This is a genomic window from Streptomyces goshikiensis (assembly GCF_014650555.1).
GTDB lineage: Bacteria > Actinomycetota > Actinomycetes > Streptomycetales > Streptomycetaceae > Streptomyces > Streptomyces goshikiensis.
In genome coordinates this window covers 183,279-200,826 of sequence record NZ_BMVE01000001.1, presented here as the reverse complement: position 1 = coordinate 200,826, position 17,548 = coordinate 183,279, and the positions used below count along the sequence as shown (strand labels likewise).

At 71.0% G+C, this 17,548-nt stretch carries 18 protein-coding genes; 12 read left to right on the top strand and 6 right to left on the bottom strand.

What is annotated here, in order from left to right:
* Positions 1–206 precede the first annotated feature (206 nt).
* From IE248_RS38090 to IE248_RS00935, 4 genes are all read left to right on the top strand, one after another.
* Positions 207–335, top strand: coding sequence for a hypothetical protein (locus tag IE248_RS38090; RefSeq protein ID WP_086025386.1), 129 nt, complete (start codon positions 207–209; stop codon positions 333–335).
* A gap of 91 nt (positions 336–426) precedes the next feature.
* Entirely contained in the window at positions 427–1,467 is a 1,041-nt protein-coding gene (locus IE248_RS00945) for a 3-isopropylmalate dehydrogenase (protein WP_073798461.1), read from the top strand.
* A gap of 237 nt (positions 1,468–1,704) precedes the next feature.
* A complete protein-coding gene (locus tag IE248_RS00940) occupies positions 1,705–2,790 on the top strand; it encodes a branched-chain amino acid aminotransferase (RefSeq protein WP_073798360.1) in 1,086 nt (361 codons plus the stop codon).
* A gap of 167 nt (positions 2,791–2,957) precedes the next feature.
* Positions 2,958–3,389 carry a type IV pili methyl-accepting chemotaxis transducer N-terminal domain-containing protein gene (locus IE248_RS00935; RefSeq protein WP_229895076.1) on the top strand — a complete coding sequence of 144 codons (432 nt, stop codon included), beginning with the start codon at positions 2,958–2,960 and terminating at the stop codon, positions 3,387–3,389.
* On the opposite strand, the gene IE248_RS00930 is transcribed toward IE248_RS00935, so the two are convergent.
* Complete coding sequence (locus IE248_RS00930; RefSeq protein WP_073798362.1) at positions 3,355–4,812, bottom strand: cytosine permease; 1,458 nt, start codon at positions 4,810–4,812, stop codon at positions 3,355–3,357. The genes IE248_RS00935 and IE248_RS00930 overlap by 35 nt on opposite strands.
* 166 nt (positions 4,813–4,978) lie before the next feature.
* Here IE248_RS00930 and ureA point away from each other — a divergent pair, with 166 nt between their 5' ends.
* The 5 genes from ureA to cimA all read left to right on the top strand — a co-directional run bounded on the left by ureA (position 4,979) and on the right by cimA (position 11,133).
* Positions 4,979–5,740 carry an urease subunit gamma gene (gene ureA / locus IE248_RS00925; protein WP_073798363.1) on the top strand — a complete coding sequence of 254 codons (762 nt, stop codon included), beginning with the start codon at positions 4,979–4,981 and terminating at the stop codon, positions 5,738–5,740.
* Complete coding sequence (locus IE248_RS00920; protein ID WP_100582748.1) at positions 5,737–7,470, top strand: urease subunit alpha; 1,734 nt, start codon at positions 5,737–5,739, stop codon at positions 7,468–7,470. The genes ureA and IE248_RS00920 overlap by 4 nt, the downstream gene beginning before the upstream one ends.
* A gap of 26 nt (positions 7,471–7,496) precedes the next feature.
* Positions 7,497–8,531 carry an agmatine deiminase family protein gene (locus IE248_RS00915; protein WP_190029786.1) on the top strand — a complete coding sequence of 345 codons (1,035 nt, stop codon included), beginning with the start codon at positions 7,497–7,499 and terminating at the stop codon, positions 8,529–8,531.
* A gap of 28 nt (positions 8,532–8,559) precedes the next feature.
* Complete coding sequence (locus IE248_RS00910) at positions 8,560–9,165, top strand: TetR/AcrR family transcriptional regulator (protein ID WP_008739828.1); 606 nt, start codon at positions 8,560–8,562, stop codon at positions 9,163–9,165.
* Between the two features lie 342 nt (positions 9,166–9,507).
* Positions 9,508–11,133 (top strand): citramalate synthase, encoded by a 1,626-nt coding sequence (cimA, locus tag IE248_RS00905; RefSeq protein ID WP_100582750.1) that lies wholly within the window; start codon positions 9,508–9,510, stop codon positions 11,131–11,133.
* A 10-nt stretch (positions 11,134–11,143) separates the two neighbouring features.
* Here cimA and IE248_RS00900 read toward each other — a convergent pair whose 3' ends face one another.
* A complete protein-coding gene (locus tag IE248_RS00900) occupies positions 11,144–11,626 on the bottom strand; it encodes a hypothetical protein (protein ID WP_190029785.1) in 483 nt (160 codons plus the stop codon).
* A gap of 109 nt (positions 11,627–11,735) precedes the next feature.
* Between IE248_RS00900 and IE248_RS00895 the strand changes: the two genes are divergently transcribed.
* Positions 11,736–13,073 carry a hypothetical protein gene (locus IE248_RS00895; RefSeq protein WP_190029784.1) on the top strand — a complete coding sequence of 446 codons (1,338 nt, stop codon included), beginning with the start codon at positions 11,736–11,738 and terminating at the stop codon, positions 13,071–13,073.
* A gap of 22 nt (positions 13,074–13,095) precedes the next feature.
* Here IE248_RS00895 and IE248_RS00890 read toward each other — a convergent pair whose 3' ends face one another.
* The gene (locus tag IE248_RS00890) at positions 13,096–13,713 is read right to left on the bottom strand and encodes a YceI family protein (protein ID WP_073798369.1); all 618 of its coding nucleotides are present in this window, start codon (positions 13,711–13,713) and stop codon (positions 13,096–13,098) included.
* A 264-nt stretch (positions 13,714–13,977) separates the two neighbouring features.
* Here IE248_RS00890 and IE248_RS00885 point away from each other — a divergent pair, with 264 nt between their 5' ends.
* Together IE248_RS00885 and IE248_RS00880 are read left to right on the top strand one after the other, a co-directional pair.
* A complete protein-coding gene (locus tag IE248_RS00885) occupies positions 13,978–15,561 on the top strand; it encodes an acyl-CoA carboxylase subunit beta (protein WP_008739845.1) in 1,584 nt (527 codons plus the stop codon).
* Positions 15,562–15,584: 23 nt separating this feature from the next.
* Positions 15,585–15,788, top strand: a complete 204-nt coding sequence (locus IE248_RS00880; protein ID WP_073776613.1) for an acyl-CoA carboxylase subunit epsilon — start codon at positions 15,585–15,587, stop codon at positions 15,786–15,788.
* Between the two features lie 139 nt (positions 15,789–15,927).
* On the opposite strand, the gene IE248_RS00875 is transcribed toward IE248_RS00880, so the two are convergent.
* From IE248_RS00875 to IE248_RS00865, 3 genes are all read right to left on the bottom strand, one after another.
* The gene (locus tag IE248_RS00875) at positions 15,928–16,509 is read right to left on the bottom strand and encodes a GTP-binding protein (protein WP_037792108.1); all 582 of its coding nucleotides are present in this window, start codon (positions 16,507–16,509) and stop codon (positions 15,928–15,930) included.
* Positions 16,490–17,038, bottom strand: a complete 549-nt coding sequence (locus IE248_RS00870) for a DUF742 domain-containing protein (protein ID WP_073776611.1) — start codon at positions 17,036–17,038, stop codon at positions 16,490–16,492. Before IE248_RS00870 ends, IE248_RS00875 begins: the two co-directional genes overlap by 20 nt.
* Before the next feature lie 93 nt (positions 17,039–17,131).
* Positions 17,132–17,545 (bottom strand): roadblock/LC7 domain-containing protein, encoded by a 414-nt coding sequence (locus IE248_RS00865; RefSeq protein ID WP_008739857.1) that lies wholly within the window; start codon positions 17,543–17,545, stop codon positions 17,132–17,134.
* Positions 17,546–17,548: the final 3 nt, after the last annotated feature.

The window sequence follows — 17,548 nt, the reverse complement described above, 5'->3', positions numbered from 1 at the left end:
GCCCGAGTAATTGCGGAGACATACAACGCGAGCTGGCCTAGCTTTGTAGAAGCCGAACGTCTCGCTGATCCAGCGAATGGCGGTCGTGAGCGCGCGCCCCTTGGCAGGCAACCCCTGCGGCGCACCGCTCCCCGCCTCTTCCGGCGCCTTGAAGGAACCCCTCATCCGTGGCCCCGCCACGCCGTGATCTCAAGGAGTCGATCACCATGAACGCAACCACCGCCGTCCGCCGCGTCCGCCACTCCTCCACCGCCGACGCCGACCGCAAGAACGCCGCCGCCGCCCTGCAGCGCGCCCTGGACCGCCGTGACAACGGCGGCTCGACCGGCCACTGACCCAGCAGACGGACGTCCCGCCCCGGGCACGGCTGGTCCACATGGTGGACTGGATATGCCCGAGGGCTGGGACCGGGAGTACGGTTCCGACATGTCGACCAGCATCAATCTCGCAGTGATCCCCGGTGATGGCATCGGCCAGGAAGTCGTGGCTCAGGGACTCAAGGTCCTTACCGCGGTCCTGCCCCAGGACGTGAAGCTGGAGACCAGGGAATACGACCTCGGCGCCCAGCGCTGGCACCGCACCGGCGAGACCCTGCCGGACGCCGATCTCGAAGCCCTGAGGCACCACGACGCGATCCTGCTGGGCGCCATCGGGGACCCGTCGGTCCCGTCCGGAGTGCTGGAGCGCGGGCTGCTGCTCAAGCTCCGCTTCGCCTTCGACCACTTCATCAACCTGCGCCCGTCGAAGCTGTTCCCGAACACGGCCACCCCGCTCGCCGGCCGTCCGGAGATCGACTTCGTCGTGGTCCGCGAGGGCACCGAAGGCCCGTACACCGGCAACGGCGGCAGCCTGCGCACCGGCACCCCGGCCGAGGTGGCCACCGAGGTCAGCCTCAACACCGCGTACGGCGTCGAGCGCGTGGTGCGGGACGCGTACGAGCGGGCCAGCGCCCGCCCGCGCAAGAAGCTGACGCTGGTCCACAAGAACAACGTCCTCGTGTACGCGGGCCACCTGTGGAAGAACACCTTCGACCGGGTCGGCCGCGAGTACCCCGAGGTCACCACCGACTACCTGCACGTCGACGCCGCGACGATCTTCTTCGTCACCCAGCCCGAGCGCTTCGACGTCATCGTCACGGACAACCTCTTCGGTGACATCCTCACCGACCTGGCCGCCGCCGTGACCGGCGGAATCGGCCTGGCCGCCTCCGGGAACATCAACCCGACCGGCGCCTTCCCGTCCATGTTCGAGCCCGTCCACGGCTCGGCCCCGGACATCGCCGGCACCGGCAAGGCCGACCCGACCGCGACGATCCTCTCCGTCGCCCTCCTGCTGCGCCACCTCGGCTACGAGGAGCAGGCCGCCCGGATCGAGGAGGCCGTCTCCGCCGACCTCGCGGAGCGCGACGGCACCTTCCGCTCCACCGACGCGATCGGCGACGCCCTCGCCGCACGCGTAGCCGGCTGACCCGGCAGCTCCACCTCAGGAAGCCGCCGGGTCGCGATCACCGCACCCGGCGGCTTTTCCTGCGCGGCCCCGGGTGCCACCATCTCCCCTGGGCCGCATCACCCCCGTTTCACCGAAGCCTGCTCCCGTGCGATACGCGATAATCGAACGCGAGGCCGCGGAATACGGGGAAGCTCGGACGTCCTAGTACGCCGTGAGCGCGGTCCGCCCTACAAAACCGGTGAAGGACAAGCACTCATGACGACGCCCACGATCGAGCTGAAGCCCTCCTCGAACCCCCTGTCCGACGCGGAGCGCGAGGCGATCCTGGCCAGCCCCGGCTTCGGCCGCCACTTCACCGATCACATGGTGACGATCAAGTGGACCGAGGGCCGCGGCTGGCACGATGCCGAGCTGGTCCCGTACGCGCCGCTGTCGATGGACCCGGCGAACATGACGCTTCACTACGCGCAGACGATCTTCGAGGGCCTCAAGGCCTACAAGCAGCCCGACGGCACCGTCGCCACCTTCCGTCCGCAGGCCAACGCCGAGCGCTTCCAGGCCTCCGCCCGCCGTATGGCCATGCCGGAGCTGCCGGCCGAGCTGTTCATCGAGGCCTGCGACGCCCTGATCAAGCAGGACCGCGCCTGGGTTCCGGACTCCGGCGAGGCCTCCCTGTACCTGCGGCCGTTCATGTTCGCCTCCGAGGTCGGCCTGGGCGTCCGCCCGGCCAACGAGTTCCTCTTCATCGTGATCGCCTCGCCCGCCGGCGCCTACTTCCCCGGTGGCGTCCAGCCCGTCTCCGTCTGGCTCTCCGAGGACTACGTCCGCGCCGTCAAGGGCGGCACCGGCGCCGCCAAGACCGGCGGCAACTACGCCGCCTCCCTCGTCGCCCAGGCGCAGGCCGCCTCGCACGGCTGCGACCAGGTGGTCTGGCTCGACGCGGTCGAGCACCGCTGGATCGAGGAGATGGGCGGCATGAACCTGTACTTCGTGTACGGCGACCGCATCGTCACCCCCGAGCTCACCGGCTCGCTGCTCCCGGGCATCACCCGGGACTCCCTCCTCACCATCGCCCGCGACCTCGGCTACACCGCCGAGGAGGGCCGGATCACCACCGAGGACTGGAAGCGCGACAACGAGAACGGCACCCTGACCGAGGTCTTCGCCTGCGGCACCGCCGCCGTGATCACCCCCGTCGGCTCGGTCAAGTCCGAGCGCGCGAACTGGACCCAGGGCGACGGCCTCCCCGGCGAGGTCACCATGAAGCTCCGCAAGGCGCTGCTCGACCTCCAGACCGGACACACCGCCGACGCCCACGGCTGGATGCACCCGCTCGGCTAGAGCGACGGCGTACGGAAGAAGGCCCGCGCCCCGGGATCCCGGGGCGCGGGCCTTCTTCCGTACTCACCCGGCCGGCCCACGGTCGGCCCGCCAGGGAATGCGGGGGCGCAGAGGGCGTGCGAGGTTGGCGGTGTGCCGGCGCAGGGCCGGCGGAAAGGCGGACCCCCATGAAGCGCTTCGTTGCCTCCGGCCTGCTCTGTGCCGCCGTGGTACTCGGCGCCACGGCATGCTCCAGCGACGACACGACTCCGGAGGAAGAGGCCACGAAGGCCGCCGCCGAGCTGTGTACCAGCCTGACCCAGCTGAAGTCCGACAACGCCGCGCTCAAGGCACTGAGCCCGGCGACGGCCACCAAGGACCAGATGAAGTCGGCCTACGACGCGGTCCAGACGGACTGGCAGAACGTCAAGAAGAACACCACGACCCTGAAGTCGGCCGAGAAGAGCGCCGTCACGACCGCTGCGGAGAACCTCAAGAAGGCCTACGAGGGACTGTCCGGCGACACCACGGGCAAGGACGCGCTGACCCAGCTCCAGCCGCAGATCCAGGCGCTGGACACCGCGGTCACGGAGGCGGCGACGACGCAGAAGTGCGGCTAGCGCCTGACGGTACGGCGACGCGGGCCCCGGGGAACGCCTCCCGGGGCCCGCGTCGTGCTCCCGTCGCCGCGTAGGTCAGGCCGCCGGCCAGGCCGGAGAGGACGAAGGAGCAGTCCACGCCGCCGGTGAGGGCGAGCAGCGGGCCCTCGTAGAAGGGGGTGGTCACCGCGAGCAGGCCGACGCCCGCGCCGATCGCCCAGGAGGCGGTGGCCGCCGGGTTCCAGCCGCCGCGGTACCAGTAGACGCCGCCGACCGAGCGGCGGTTGAAGACCTGGAGCGCATCGGCGTCGTAGCGGCCCCGGCAGCGGACGTAACCGATCAGGGTGATCACGGCCCACGGGGTGCCGATCGCGGTCAGCACCAGGACGAACGAGGTCATCGCGGACTGGACGTCCCACTCGAACGAGCCGATGAACACGAAGGCGGTGGCGACGCCCGCGGCGACCAGGGTGGCGGTGGTCCGGGTGGCCTTCGGGACGATCGCGTCGAGGTCGAGGCCCATGGAGTAGAGCATCAGCCCCGCGTTGCCGACCGAGCCGGCCGCGGCGGCGGCGAGCAGGGGGACCAGGTACCAGAAGGGCGCGGCCGCGACCAGCGGTCCGGCGTAGTCGGCGCCGGCCCTGGCGGCGAGCGCGGTGTAGGTGCCGAACAGCTGCGGTACGAGCAGGCCGATCAGCAGGCCCAGGCCGGTGGCCCGCAGGACCTTGCGGGAGCCGTGCCGGACGGGGGAGATGTAGCGGGTGTAGTCGCCGAGCAGGGTGATGAAGGCGACGGGACCGCTCAGTCCGGCGGCGACGGCCGCGAGCAGCCAGGTCGGCCAGAAGGAGCCGAGGAGGTACGGGGTCTGCGGCGGGGCGGCGGCGGTGAAGTCGCCGGAGTACGCGAAGACGCCGATGGCCAGCAGGACCACCATGCCGATGGACAGGATCTTGCTCATGCGCAGCAGCAGCCGGTAGCCGAAGACGGCCCCGACGACGGTACAGACGGCCAGCAGGCCGTACATCACGGCCCGCGAGAGACCGGTGTCCGGCAGTCCGGTGAGCCGGGACAGGACGCCGGCCATCACGTCGCCGCCGATCCACAGGGTCAGCGCCGTGTAGCCGAGGGAGAGCAGCAGGCCGACCACCGATCCGACGAGCCGCCCGCGGACGCCGAACTGGGCCCCGCTGGAGGTGGAGAGGTTCGTCGCCGTGCGCAGGGACACCAGTGCGAGCGGCGCGGTGAAGGCGATTCCGACGAGGGTGCCGGTCACGATGGCGGTGACCGAGGGCCACAGGCCCAGCCCGAAGGACGGGGGCAGCCAGCCGAAGACGATGACCCCGAGGCAGAGGTTGGAGCCGAGGAGGATCGAGACCAGGTCTCGGGGACCGCTCGTCCGCTCCTCTTCGGGGATGGTGTCGACGCCGCGCTGTTCGATGGGCATGGGGGACTCCCTTGGCCGGGCGGGGGGTGGCCTAGCGGTGGATGCGCAATGTTTGAGCGGCACTCAATGTGACTCAGGCCCTGGCCCCAGGTCAATGATTCCCAACGGGAAAATGAAGAGTTAGAGTGATGCTCTAACCCGTTGACTCAAAAGGTGGTGGATCGGCGTGCGGCTGACCCCTACGGAGCGCGACCGCCTGCTGCTGCGCGGCGCCGCGGAACTGGCCAGGGCCCGGCGGGCCCGCGGACTCAAGCTCAACGTCCCCGAGGCCACGGCGCTCGTCGCGGACACGGTCTGCGAGGCCGCGCGCGACGGCAAGCGGCTGGCGGAGGCCATCGAGGAGGCCCGCTCCGTGCTGGGCCCGGACGACGTCCTGCCGGGCGTGGCCGACGTGGTCACCGAGGTGCACGTGGAGGCCGTCTTCGACGACGGATCCCGCCTCGCGGTGGTCTCCTCCCCGATCCGGGGCGCGGCCGGCCTCGGCGATGACGCCCCGGGCGCCGTCGTGCCCGGCCCCGGCGCCCCCCAGCCGGAGCCGGTGCTGCACCTGCGGGTGCGCAACACCGCCCCCGTGCCGGTGAGCGTCACCTCCCACTTCCACTTCTTCGAGGCGAACCCCCGCCTCGACTTCGACCGGGCCGCCGCCTACGGCATGCGGCTCTGCGTCCCCGCGGGCTCCTCCGTACGGTTCGACCCGCACGGCGAGGGCGAGGTCGGCCTGGTCCCGATCGGCGGTGCCCGCATCGCCATCGGCTTCGCCGGGCTGGTGGACGGTCCGCTGGACGCCCCCGGCGCGAAGGCGCAGGCGCTGGCGAGGGCGGCGGCGTGCGGCTACCTGGGCACCGGCGAGCCCCCCGGCCCCGACGCCCCGGCCACCGACGAGACCCCCGGCGCCGACCTCCCGCGACCCGAAGGGAACCCGGCATGAGCCGCCAGACCCCCCACAGCGACCACTGCGCGCCGGGCAGCCGGCACATCGACCCGTACGAGTACGCCTCCGTCTTCGGCCCGCGCGCCGGGGACCGGGTCCGCCTCGGCGACTCCGGGCTGACCGTCCGGGTCGAGCACGACGCCCAGAAGCCCGGGGACGAATTCCTGGCCGGCTTCGGCAAGACCGCCCGCGACGGCCTGCACCTGAAGGCCGCCGCCGTCCGCGAGACCTGCGACGTGGTGATCAGCAACGTGCTGGTGATCGACGCCGTCCTCGGCATCCGCAAGGTCTCCATCGGCATCCGCGAGGGCCGCATCCACGCGATCGGCCGGGCCGGGAACCCCGACACCCTCGACGGCGTGGACGTCGTCGTCGGCACCGGCACCTCGATCGTCTCCGGCGAGGGGCTGATCGCCACCGCCGGCGCCGTGGACACCCACGTCCACCTGCTCTCCCCCCGGATCATGGAGGCCTCGCTCGCCGCAGGCGTCACCACCGTCATCGGCCAGGAGTTCGGCCCGGTCTGGGGCGTCGGCGTCAACTCCCCCTGGGCCCTCCGGCACGCCTTCAACGCCTTCGACGCCTGGCCCGTCAACATCGGCTTCCTCGCCCGCGGTTCCTCCTCCGACGCCGCCCCGCTGGTGGAGGCGCTGGCCGAGGGCGGCGCCTCGGGATTCAAGGTGCACGAGGACATGGGGGCCCACACCCGCGCCCTGGACACCGCCCTGCGAGTGGCCGAGGAACACGACGTACAGGTCGCCCTGCACAGCGACGGACTCAACGAATGCCTCTCCGTCGAGGACACCCTCCGCGTCCTGGACGGCCGCACCATCCACGCCTTCCACATCGAGGGCTGCGGCGGCGGGCACGTCCCCAACGTCCTCAAGATGGCCGGCGTGCCCAACGTCATCGGCTCCTCCACCAACCCCACCCTGCCCTTCGGCCGCGACGCGGTCGCCGAGCACTACGGCATGATCGTCTCCGTCCACGACCTCAAGCCGGACCTCCCCGGCGACGCCGCCATGGCCCGCGACCGGATCCGGGCCGGCACGATGGGCGCCGAGGACGTCCTGCACGACCTCGGAGCGATCGGCATCACCTCCTCCGACGCCCAGGGCATGGGCCGCGCGGGCGAGACCATCCGCCGCACCTTCGCCATGGCCGCCAAGATGAAGGGCGAACTCGGCCCGCTGGCTGGCGACGGCGAGGGCGACGACAACGCCCGCGTCCTGCGCTACATGGCCAAGCTGACCATCAACCCGGCCATCGCCCACGGCCTGGCCCACGAGATCGGCTCCATCGAGGTCGGCAAGCTCGCCGACATCGTGCTGTGGCGCCCGCAGTTCTTCGGCGCCAAGCCGCAGCTGGTCCTCAAGTCCGGCTTCCCGGCCTACGGGGTCACCGGTGACCCCAACGCCGCCACCGACACCTGCGAGCCGCTCGTCCTCGGCCCGCAGTTCGGCTCCTACGGGGCCACCGCCGCCGACATCTCCGTCGCCTTCGTCTCCGCCGCGGCCGCCGCGCTGGGCTCCGACGCGATGCCGACCCGCCGCCGCCGCGTCGCCGTCCGCGGCACCCGCGGGATCGGTCCGGGCGACCTCCTCCTGAACTCCCGGGTGGGCGCGGTCGATGTGGACGCGCGCAGCGGTCTCGTCACCCTCGACGGCGACCCGCTGCGCTCCGAGGCGGCCGATTCGGTCTCCCTCAACCGCCTGTACTTCCTGTGATCCGGAACATCCACTAAGGACCTGCCATGACCAAGCCCGCCGCCAACGGATTCCGGATGCCCGCCGAGTGGACGCCCCACGAGCGCACCTGGATGGCCTGGCCGAGCCCCAACCCGACCTTCACCGACGAGCGGGAGCTCGCCGAGGCCCGCGAGGCCTGGGGCGCCGTCGCCCGCGCGGTCCGCGCGTACGAGCCCGTGACCCTCGTGGTCTCGCCCGGTGACGCCGAGGGCGCCCGCGCGATCGTCGGCGAGGACGTGGCCTTGGTCGAGCGGGAGCTCGACGACGCCTGGATGCGCGACATCGGCCCCACCTTCGTCACCAACGGAGCCGGCGAGCTGGCCGCCGTGGACTGGACCTTCAACGGCTGGGGCGCCCAGGAGTGGGCCCGCTGGGACCACGACGCGAAGATCGCCCGGCACGTCAGCGACCTCGCCGGCACCCGCACCTTCAGCACCCCGCTCGTCAACGAGGGCGGCGCCATCCACGTCGACGGCGAGGGCACCGTGCTCCTCACCGACACCGTGCAGCTGGGCCAGGGCCGCAACCCCGGCTGGACGCGCGAGGAGGTCGAGGCCGAGATCCACGCCCACCTCGGCACCACCAAGGCGATCTGGCTCCCGTACGGCCTGGCCGGCGACTACGGCACCTACGGCACCCAGGGCCACGTGGACATCGTCGCCGCGTTCGCCCGGCCCGGCGTGGTCATGGTGCACAGCCAGCCCGACCCCGCCCACCCGGACCACGAGCGCTGCAAGACCATCGCCGCCGTCCTGCGCGCGTCCACCGACGCCCACGGCCGGCTGCTGGAGGTCGTGGAGATCCCCGCGCCGACCGTCCTGGAAGCGGACGGGGAGTGGGTGGACTACTCGTACATCAACCACTACCTCTGCAACGACGGCGTGGTGCTCTGCGCCTTCGACGACCCGCGCGACGAGGAGGCCGCCGAGATCTTCCGCGGACTCTTCCCCGAGCGGACCGTGACCCTGGTCGACGCACGTACGATTTTCGCCGGGGGTGGCGGTATCCACTGCATCACCCAGCAGCAGCCCAAGGTCTGACCCCGGGCGGACGACGCGAGGAGAGGCCATGACGGCGGGTGGAGTACGGGCGGCGCGGAAGAACGCGCCGCCGCGCGAGGACGTACTCGTCGCCGCCATGGCCACGATCGCCGAACGCGGCCTCGACGGCCTGACCATGGCCGGCCTCGGCCGCCAGGTCGGCATGAGCAGCGGCCACCTCCTCTACTACTTCGGCAGCAAGGACGAGCTCCTGCTCCAGACCCTGGAGTGGAGCGAGGCCGCCCTCGGGGCCCGGCGGCGCGCCCTGCTCTCCCGCCGCGGCCCGGCGCGCGAGCGGCTGAACGCGTACGTGGACCTCTACGTGCCGGACGCGGCCCGGGATCCGCACTGGACCCTGTGGCTGGAGGTCTGGAACCGCTCGCAGAACGCCGGCCCGCAGGAACGCGAGCGGCAGGCCGCCATCGAGGGCGCCTGGCACCGCGACCTGGTGGCGCTGCTCGCCGAGGGCATCTCGCGCGGGGAGTTCCGGGCGGTCGACCCCGACCGCTTCGCCGCCCGGCTGCGGGCGCTGCTCGACGGGTTCAGCATCCAGGTCGCCGTCGGCCTGCCCGGCCTGTCCCGGCAGGACATCCTGGACCACGTCGGCGAGTTCCTCTCCGAGGCCCTGACCTGACCTCGCAGGGCGGGCCGAACCGGCCCCGCCCGCATGCTGAGATGTCTGTCCACCGGCGGCGCACGGTATGGCACACTGCGCACGTGCCTGCTCAGCTCGTGATTATGGACAGCAGCGCGCCGGTCCCCAGCCTCAGTGACCGCTGACCCGTGGAAAACCTTCGCGGAAGCGGCCACCGCGCCCCGGACCCGCGCGCAGACCTCTCGCACCCGCGAGGGGTCTTTTCGTTTCCCGGCCCCATCCCTGCCGGGAGCACGCTGCGCGCGATGATGGGGGCAGTGACGGCGGCCCACCCCTTCGGCGGGAACCCGGAACCACTCATCCGACAGGAGTCAGATCAGCATGACGACGACACCAGAGGCGACAGAGGCGGCAGCGGCCCTCGACGACAGCTTCCACGTCTTCGACACCACCCTGCGCGACGGCGCCCAGCGTGAGGGCATCAACCTCACGGTCGCGGACAAGCTGACGATCGCCCGGCACCTGGACGACTTCGGGGTGGGCTTCATCGAGGGCGGCTGGCCCGGCGCCAACCCCCGCGACACCGAGTTCTTCGCCCGGGCGCGGGCCGAGATCTCCTTCAAGCACGCGAAACTCGTCGCCTTCGGCGCGACCCGGCGCGCTGGCGGCTCGGCCGCCGAGGACCCGCAGGTCCGGGCCCTGCTGGCGTCCGGCGCCCCGGTGATCACGCTGGTGGCCAAGTCCCACGACCGCCACGTCGAGCTCGCGCTGCGCACCACCTTGGACGAGAACCTGGAGATGGTCCGGGACACCGTCTCCCACCTCGTCGCCGAGGGCCGCCGCGTCTTCGTCGACTGCGAGCACTTCTTCGACGGCTACCGCGCCAACCCCGAGTACGCGAAGTCCGTCGTGCGCACCGCCCACGAGGCCGGGGCCGACGTGGTCATCCTCTGCGACACCAACGGCGGCATGCTGCCCGCGCAGGTGACCGCCGTCGTCGCGACCGTCCTCGCCGACACCGGCGCCCGGCTCGGCATCCACGCCCAGGACGACACCGGCTGCGCGGTCGCCAACACCCTCGCCGCCGTCGACGCCGGGGCCACCCACGTCCAGTGCACCGCGAACGGCTACGGCGAGCGCGTCGGCAACGCCAACCTGTTCCCGGTCGTCGCCGCGCTGGAGATCAAGTACGGGCGCCGGGTCCTCCCCGAGGGGGCGCTGGCCGAGATGACCCGGATCTCGCACGCCATCGCCGAGGTCGTGAACCTGACCCCCTCCACGCACCAGCCGTACGTGGGCGTCTCGGCCTTCGCGCACAAGGCCGGCCTGCACGCCTCGGCCATCAAGGTCGACCCGGACCTGTACCAGCACATCGACCCCGAGCGGGTCGGCAACACCATGCGGATGCTGGTCTCCGACATGGCCGGCCGGGCCTCCATCGAGCTCAAGGGCAAGGAGCTCGGCGTCGACCTCGGCGGGGACCGGGCCCTGGTGTCGCGGGTCGTCGAGCGGGTCAAGGAGCGGGAGCTCCAGGGCTATACGTACGAGGCCGCCGACGCCTCCTTCGAGCTGCTGCTGCGCGCCGAGGTCGAGGGCCGGGCGCGCAAGTACTTCCGTACCGAGTCCTGGCGGGCGATCGTCGAGGACCGCCCGGACGGCACGCACGCCAACGAGGCCACGGTGAAGCTGTGGGCCAAGGGGGAGCGGATCGTCGCGACGGCGGAGGGCAACGGCCCGGTCAACGCGCTGGACCGGGCGCTGCGGGTCGCGCTGGAGCGGTTCTACCCGCAGCTGGCCAAGTTCGAGCTGGTGGACTACAAGGTCCGCATCCTGGAGGGCAAGCACGGCACGGAGTCCACGACCCGCGTGCTGATCTCCACGACCGACGGCAGCCGCGACTGGTCCACCGTGGGCGTCGCCCCGAACGTGATCGCGGCGTCCTGGCAGGCCCTGGAAGACGCCTTCACCTACGGCCTCCTCCGCGCGGGCGTGGAACCGCCCGAGTAACCCCGCGGGGTCAGCACTCGTCCTTTACGTACTCCCGGTAGCGCTTCCGGCTCATCGCCCTGCCGTGCGCCCACACCTGGTCCGGGCCGAGGGCCTCGATGTCCTCGGCCCGGAAGTGGCTCATCACCTCGTACTTGACCGACGTGCCGTCGACGGCATGGTACGAGACCCAGTAGTTGTACCCGGGCAGGAGCGACTGGGGTCCCTCCCGGTTGACCTCCCAGTCCGGCGGCGGTGAGAACAGCGGGAACGGCCCCGGTCTGCCATGGTTTCCTCCGATTCCGCTGTTCCACCCGGACTCGGGCGGGCCGTCGGCGTGGAGCATGACGAATGCGCCGACTGCGGCCTCGCCCTTGCACAAGGTCAGCTCCACCTGCGGCTGGCCCCGCGCGTCCTTGGACACGGCGGCCAGGTCGTACGTCGCCGGGGTACACCCCGCCAGCAGTCCCAGCGCGGCCAGCGCCATCGTCCCCGTCAGCCATGCGCGTCGCATCGGCCCCACCCCCTGGCGGGAGCGTAGGCGCGGAAGGGTCGCGTCCGGGGCGGGACGGTCTTATGTCCAGCTCACACGGAAAAGTGCCGGTTCCGGTAGCGTCAAGGTCATGAGGACCAGGCTGACATCCATATTCGCGGGTCTGCTGCTGGCCCTGTTCGGGGTCGCCCTCGTGGCCGCCCCGCAGGCGTCGGCGGCCACCGGGGTCGCCGCCGTGGGGGAGGCCCTCAAGGACGGGCCGGTCTATGTCGACCCCCGCGCCGAGGCTCAGCTGCCCAAGGCCGACGCCGACGCGCTCGCGAAGAAGATCAAGGACGCCGGTAAGCCGGTCTTCGTCGCCGTGCTGCCCGCGAACGGCGAGTTCCCCGCGGAGTCGGTGCTGCGCGCCGTGCGGGCCGAGACAGGGATCACCGGGCTCTACGCGATCCGGCTCGGCGACGGCTTCGACGCCGGGGCCGACCGGGCGGTCATGCCGGCCAACGCGGTACGGAACCTCACCGACGCCGTGAAGGTGGGCTCGCCCGACGCGGTGACCCAGCTGAACAACTTCGTCGACCAGGCCCTCACCCAGGTCAAGGGCGGCGCCCCGGCCTCCTGGGGCGGCTCCGGCGCGGACACCGGCGCCCCGGTCGGCGGACTGATCACCCTCGGCGCGGTAGCCGCCGCCGGCGGCACCGGCGCGTACCTGCTGGTCCGCCGGAACCGGCGGCAGAAGGAGGAGACCCGGCGCGAGGCCGTCGAGCGGCTGCGCGTGGTGGTCGACGAGGACATCACGGCCTTCGGCGAGGAGCTCGACCGGCTGGACTTCCACCCCGGTGAGCCCGGCGCGGACGACGCCATGCGCAAGGACTACGAGCAGGGCCTGGACTCGTACGAGAAGGCCAAGCAGATCATGGGCTCGGTGCGGTACCCGGAAGAGGTCAAGGGCGTGACCCAGGCGCTGGAGGACGGCCGGTTCGCCCTGGCCTCCCTCGACGCCCGCCGTAGGGGCGCGCCGTTGCCCGAGCGCCGCTCGCCCTGCTTCTTCGACCCCCGGCACGGGCCGAGCACCGAGGACGCGCAGTGGGCGCCGGCCGGCGGGTCCGCCCGTACGGTCCCGGTCTGCGCGGCGGACGCCGTACGGCTGCGCGACGGCCTGGACCCGGCGGTCCGTACGGTCGACACGGAGCACGGGCCTCGCCCGTACTACGACGCCGGCCCGGCGTACGGTCCCTGGGCCGGCGGCTACTTCGGGGGCGGCATCCTGCCCGGGCTGCTGGTGGGCACGATGCTCGGTTCGATGATGTCCGGCCCCGCCTACGCCTCCGACTTCGGCGGCGGCAACGGCTTCGACGGCGGGGACGTCTCCGGGGCCGACTTCAACCCGTCCGACTTCGGCGGCGGGGACTTCGGCGGCGGTGGCGGCTTCGACGGGGGCGGCGGGTTCGACGGCGGGGGCGGCTTCTAGCGCCGCCCCCGGTCCGCGCCCGTCAGGCCTGCTTGATCGCCGAGATGTCGAAGGTCAGCTTCACCTTGTCGCTGACCATCACGCCGCCGGTCTCCAGCGCGGCGTTCCAGGTCAGGCCCCAGTCGGAGCGCAGGATCTCGGCGGTGCCCTCGAAGCCGACGCGCTCGTTGCCGTAGACGTCGGTGGCGGAGCCGTTGAACTCCAGGTCGATGGAGAGCGGCCGCGTGACGCCCTTGATCGTCAGGTCACCGGTGATGCGGTACGTGTCGCCGCCCAGCTGAGCCGCCCGGGTGGAGCGGAAGCTCATCAGGGGGAAGGCCTCGGCGTCGAAGAAGTCGCCGCCGCGCAGGTGGGCGTCGCGGTCGGCGATGCCGGTGTCCACGGAGGTGATCCGCACGTCGATGGAGGCGGTGGAGCGGGAGGGGTCCGAGCCGTCCAGGTGGAGGGTGCCCTCGTGGTCGGCGAAGCTGCCGCGCACGTTGGTGACCATCGCGTGGCGGACGGTGAAGCCGACGCTGCTGTGGGAGGCGTCGATGACGTAGTCACCGGTGAGCGCGGCCAGGGCCGGGTCCACCTCCAGCGTGGTGACGGCGGTGTTCACGTCGGCGGACTCCTGGCTGCGGCGGGTGAAGATACCCATGACTTCCTCCTCGATAGCGTGCTGCTGATGGGCCGTGCTGTTGTTGAACTTTCAACGAGAACGACGTTAGACCTATTCCGTTCAAATTTCAACATCTGAGCCCGCGTCGTGAGATTTTGTTGGACCCCCACAACGGGCACCCGCCCCGGCTGGTGAAGTCCTTGCATCATTCGGAGTATCTGTCCGGCCCGCACAGCGGAACGCGCCCGAGACTGTGTGGATCCAACGGAGGGTTTTCGGGGACCGGCTTCGTAAGGTCAGTACATGACCGTTGTGGATCAGACTTCGAGCGAGCCGACGGATGCCCGTGGCCGTGTGGCCGAGCTGCACGACCTGCGCGAGCAGGCCCGGCGCGGCCCCAGCGACCGGGCGACCGAGGCGCAGCACGCCAAGGGCAAGCTGACGGCCCGGGAGCGGATCGCGCTGCTCCTTGACGAGGGTTCGTTCCATGAGGTCGAGCAGTTGCGCCGGCACCGGGCGACCGGGTTCGGTCTGGAGGGCAAGAAGCCCTACACCGATGGTGTGATCACGGGGTGGGGGAAGGTCGAGGGCCGGACGGTCTTCGTCTACGCGCACGACTTCCGGATCTTCGGTGGCGCGCTGGGTGAGGCGCACGCGACGAAGATCCACAAGATCATGGACATGGCGATCGCGGCGGGTGCGCCGCTGGTGTCGCTGAACGACGGTGCGGGTGCGCGTATCCAGGAGGGCGTCTCGGCGCTGGCCGGTTACGGCGGGATCTTCCAGCGGAACACGAAGGCCTCGGGTGTGATCCCGCAGATCTCGGTGATGCTGGGCCCGTGCGCGGGCGGTGCGGCGTACTCGCCGGCGCTGACGGACTTCGTGTTCATGGTCCGTGACACCTCGCAGATGTTCATCACCGGTCCGGACGTGGTCCGGGCGGTGACGGGCGAGGAGATCTCGCAGAACGGTCTGGGCGGCGCCGACGTGCACGCGGAGACCTCGGGCGTTGCGCACTTCGCGTACGACGACGAGGAGACCTGCATCTCGGAGGTCCGCTACCTCATCTCGATGCTGCCCTCCAACAACCGTGAGAACCCGCCGGTCCACGACACCGGCGACCCGGCGGAGCGCCGCTCGGACGTCCTGCTGGACCTGGTGCCCGCCGACGGCAACCGCCCGTACGACATGCTCAAGGTCATCGAGGAACTCGTCGACGAGGGCGACGTCCTGGAGATCCACGAGCGCTGGGCCCGCAACATCATCTGCGCGCTGGCGCGTCTGGACGGGCAGGTCGTCGGCATCGTCGCGAACCAGCCCGGTCACCTCGCCGGTGTCCTGGACATCCACGCCTCGGAGAAGGCCGCACGGTTCGTCCAGCTCTGTGACGCCTTCAACATCCCGATCATCACGCTCCTGGACGTCCCCGGCTTCCTGCCCGGTGTCGACCAGGAGCACGGCGGCATCATCCGCCACGGCGCCAAGCTGCTGTACGCGTACTGCAACGCGACCGTGCCGCGGATCTCGCTGATCCTGCGCAAGGCGTACGGCGGTGCGTACATCGTGATGGACTCGCAGTCCATCGGTGCCGACATCACCTACGCGTGGCCGACCAACGAGATCGCCGTGATGGGCGCCGAGGGCGCGGCCAACGTCATCTTCCGCAAGCAGATCGCGGACGCCGAAGACCCCGAGGCGATGCGCGCGCGCATGGTCAAGGAGTACAAGGCCGAGCTGATGCACCCGTACTACGCCGCCGAACGCGGCCTCGTCGACGACGTCATCGACCCCGCCGAGACCCGTTCCACTCTGATCAGCGCACTGGCGATGCTCCGCAACAAGCACGCCGACCTGCCGTCGCGCAAGCACGGCAACCCGCCGCAGTAGCAGCGAAGGAGACCTGCCACCACATGAGCATCACCGCCGACACCCTGCTGAAGGTCGAGAAGGGCAACGCCGCGCCCGAGGAGCTGGCCGCGATCACCGCGATCCTGCTCGCCCGCGCCGCCGCCACCCCCACGGCCGCCCCGGTGCACCGGATCGGCTCCCAGGCCGGCTGGCGCCGCCTGGAGCGCACCCCGGGCTTCCGCGCCCCGCACAGCTGGCAGGGCTAGTACCCCAGCAGCACCACACGAGGAGCGGGTGACGTCGACACGACGTCACCCGCTCTTTCGCGTGCCCGCGGAAAACGACCGTACGAAGGAGGCCCCCGCCGTACCGGCGGGGGCCTCCTTCACGCGTGTGGCGGTCCGACTACCGCAGGCGCGCCATGAGGGCGTGCTCGACGAGCGTGATGAGCGCGCTCTTGGCGTCCGCGCGGTGGCGGGCGTCGGTGGTGATGATCGGAGCGTCCGGGCCGATCTGCAGCGCCTCGCGGACTTCCTCCGGGGTGTACGGCTGGTGTCCGTCGAAGCCGTTGAGGGCGATGACGAACGGCAGGCCGCTGTTCTCGAAGTAGTCGACCGCGGGGAAGCAGTCGGCGAGACGGCGGGTGTCGACGAGGACGACGGCGCCGATGGCGCCGCGGACGAGGTCGTCCCACATGAACCAGAAGCGGTCCTGACCGGGAGTACCGAAGAGGTACAGGATCAGGTCCTGGTCCAGGGTGATGCGGCCGAAGTCCATGGCGACCGTGGTGGTCGTCTTGTCCCCGGTGTGGGTCAGATCGTCGATGCCGGCCGAGGCGCTGGTCATCACGGCTTCGGTGCGCAGCGGGTTGATCTCGGAGACCGCGCCGACGAACGTGGTCTTGCCCACGCCGAAGCCGCCCGCCACCACGATCTTCGCGGAGGTGGTGGAGCGAGCCGCTCCGCCGTTAGAGCTTGCGAAGTCCACTGAGCACCCTTTCGAGCAGTGTCACATCTGGCTGGCCGCCGGCAGACTCGTCGCCGCCGGGCTGATGAATGGCGACAAGGCCCGCCTCCGCCAAGTCGGCGACGAGGATACGGGCGACACCAAGAGGAATGGAGAGAAGTGCCGAGATCTCCGCGACGGATTTGATCTCCTGGCACAGACGGCAGATGCGCTGGTGCTCGGGCAACTGCCCTTGCAGCCGGGCGGGATCGGCCGTGGTACTGACCAGCGCCTCGATGGCGAGCTGGTAGCGCGGCCGGGTACGGCCGCCGGTCATCGCGTACGGACGCACCAGCGGGTTGTGCGCCTTCGGCGCAGGCTGCCGCGAGGCCCGCGGGGGGTGCTGCGGCTGCTGGGGCTGCTGGGGCTGGCCGTACGGCTGCTGCTGGTAGGGGTTGTGCTCCGGCACGGGCCGGCTGGGAGCGGAGGGAAAGTTGAAGCGGTTCTGGTCGTGCTGCCCACCCTGCGGCTGCTGAGCGCCGCCATAAGGATGACCTCCGGGTGTTGTCACGTTTCCTCCTCCGACTCCAAGAACGCAGTACTCCCTGTGGAACCGCGCCACCGCACCCTATGGTGCGATGACGCGAAACGCACTGCCTGTTTGCTAGTTGAGAAGACTTCCCTGCAGCTCCGAGCGCAGTTCCGGAGTCAGAACACTGCCGGCTCGGTCCACAAGAAGGGCCATCTCGTAGCCCACGAGGCCGATGTCGCACTCGGGGTGCGCGAGCACCGCGAGGGACGATCCATCGGAGACGGACATGAGGAAGAGGAACCCGCGGTCCATCTCCACGACTGTCTGGTTGACGGCGCCACCCTCGAAGATGCGGGAGGCTCCGGCGGTCAGCGACGTCAGACCGGAGGCCACGGCCGCCAGCTGATCGGCGCGGTCGCGCGGGAATCCATCGGACATCGCCAGAAGAAGGCCGTCGGCGGAGACCACCACCGTGTGGGACACCCCGGGGGTGTTGTCCACGAAGTTGGTGATCAACCAGTTCAGGTTCTGTGCCGCCTGGCTCATCGG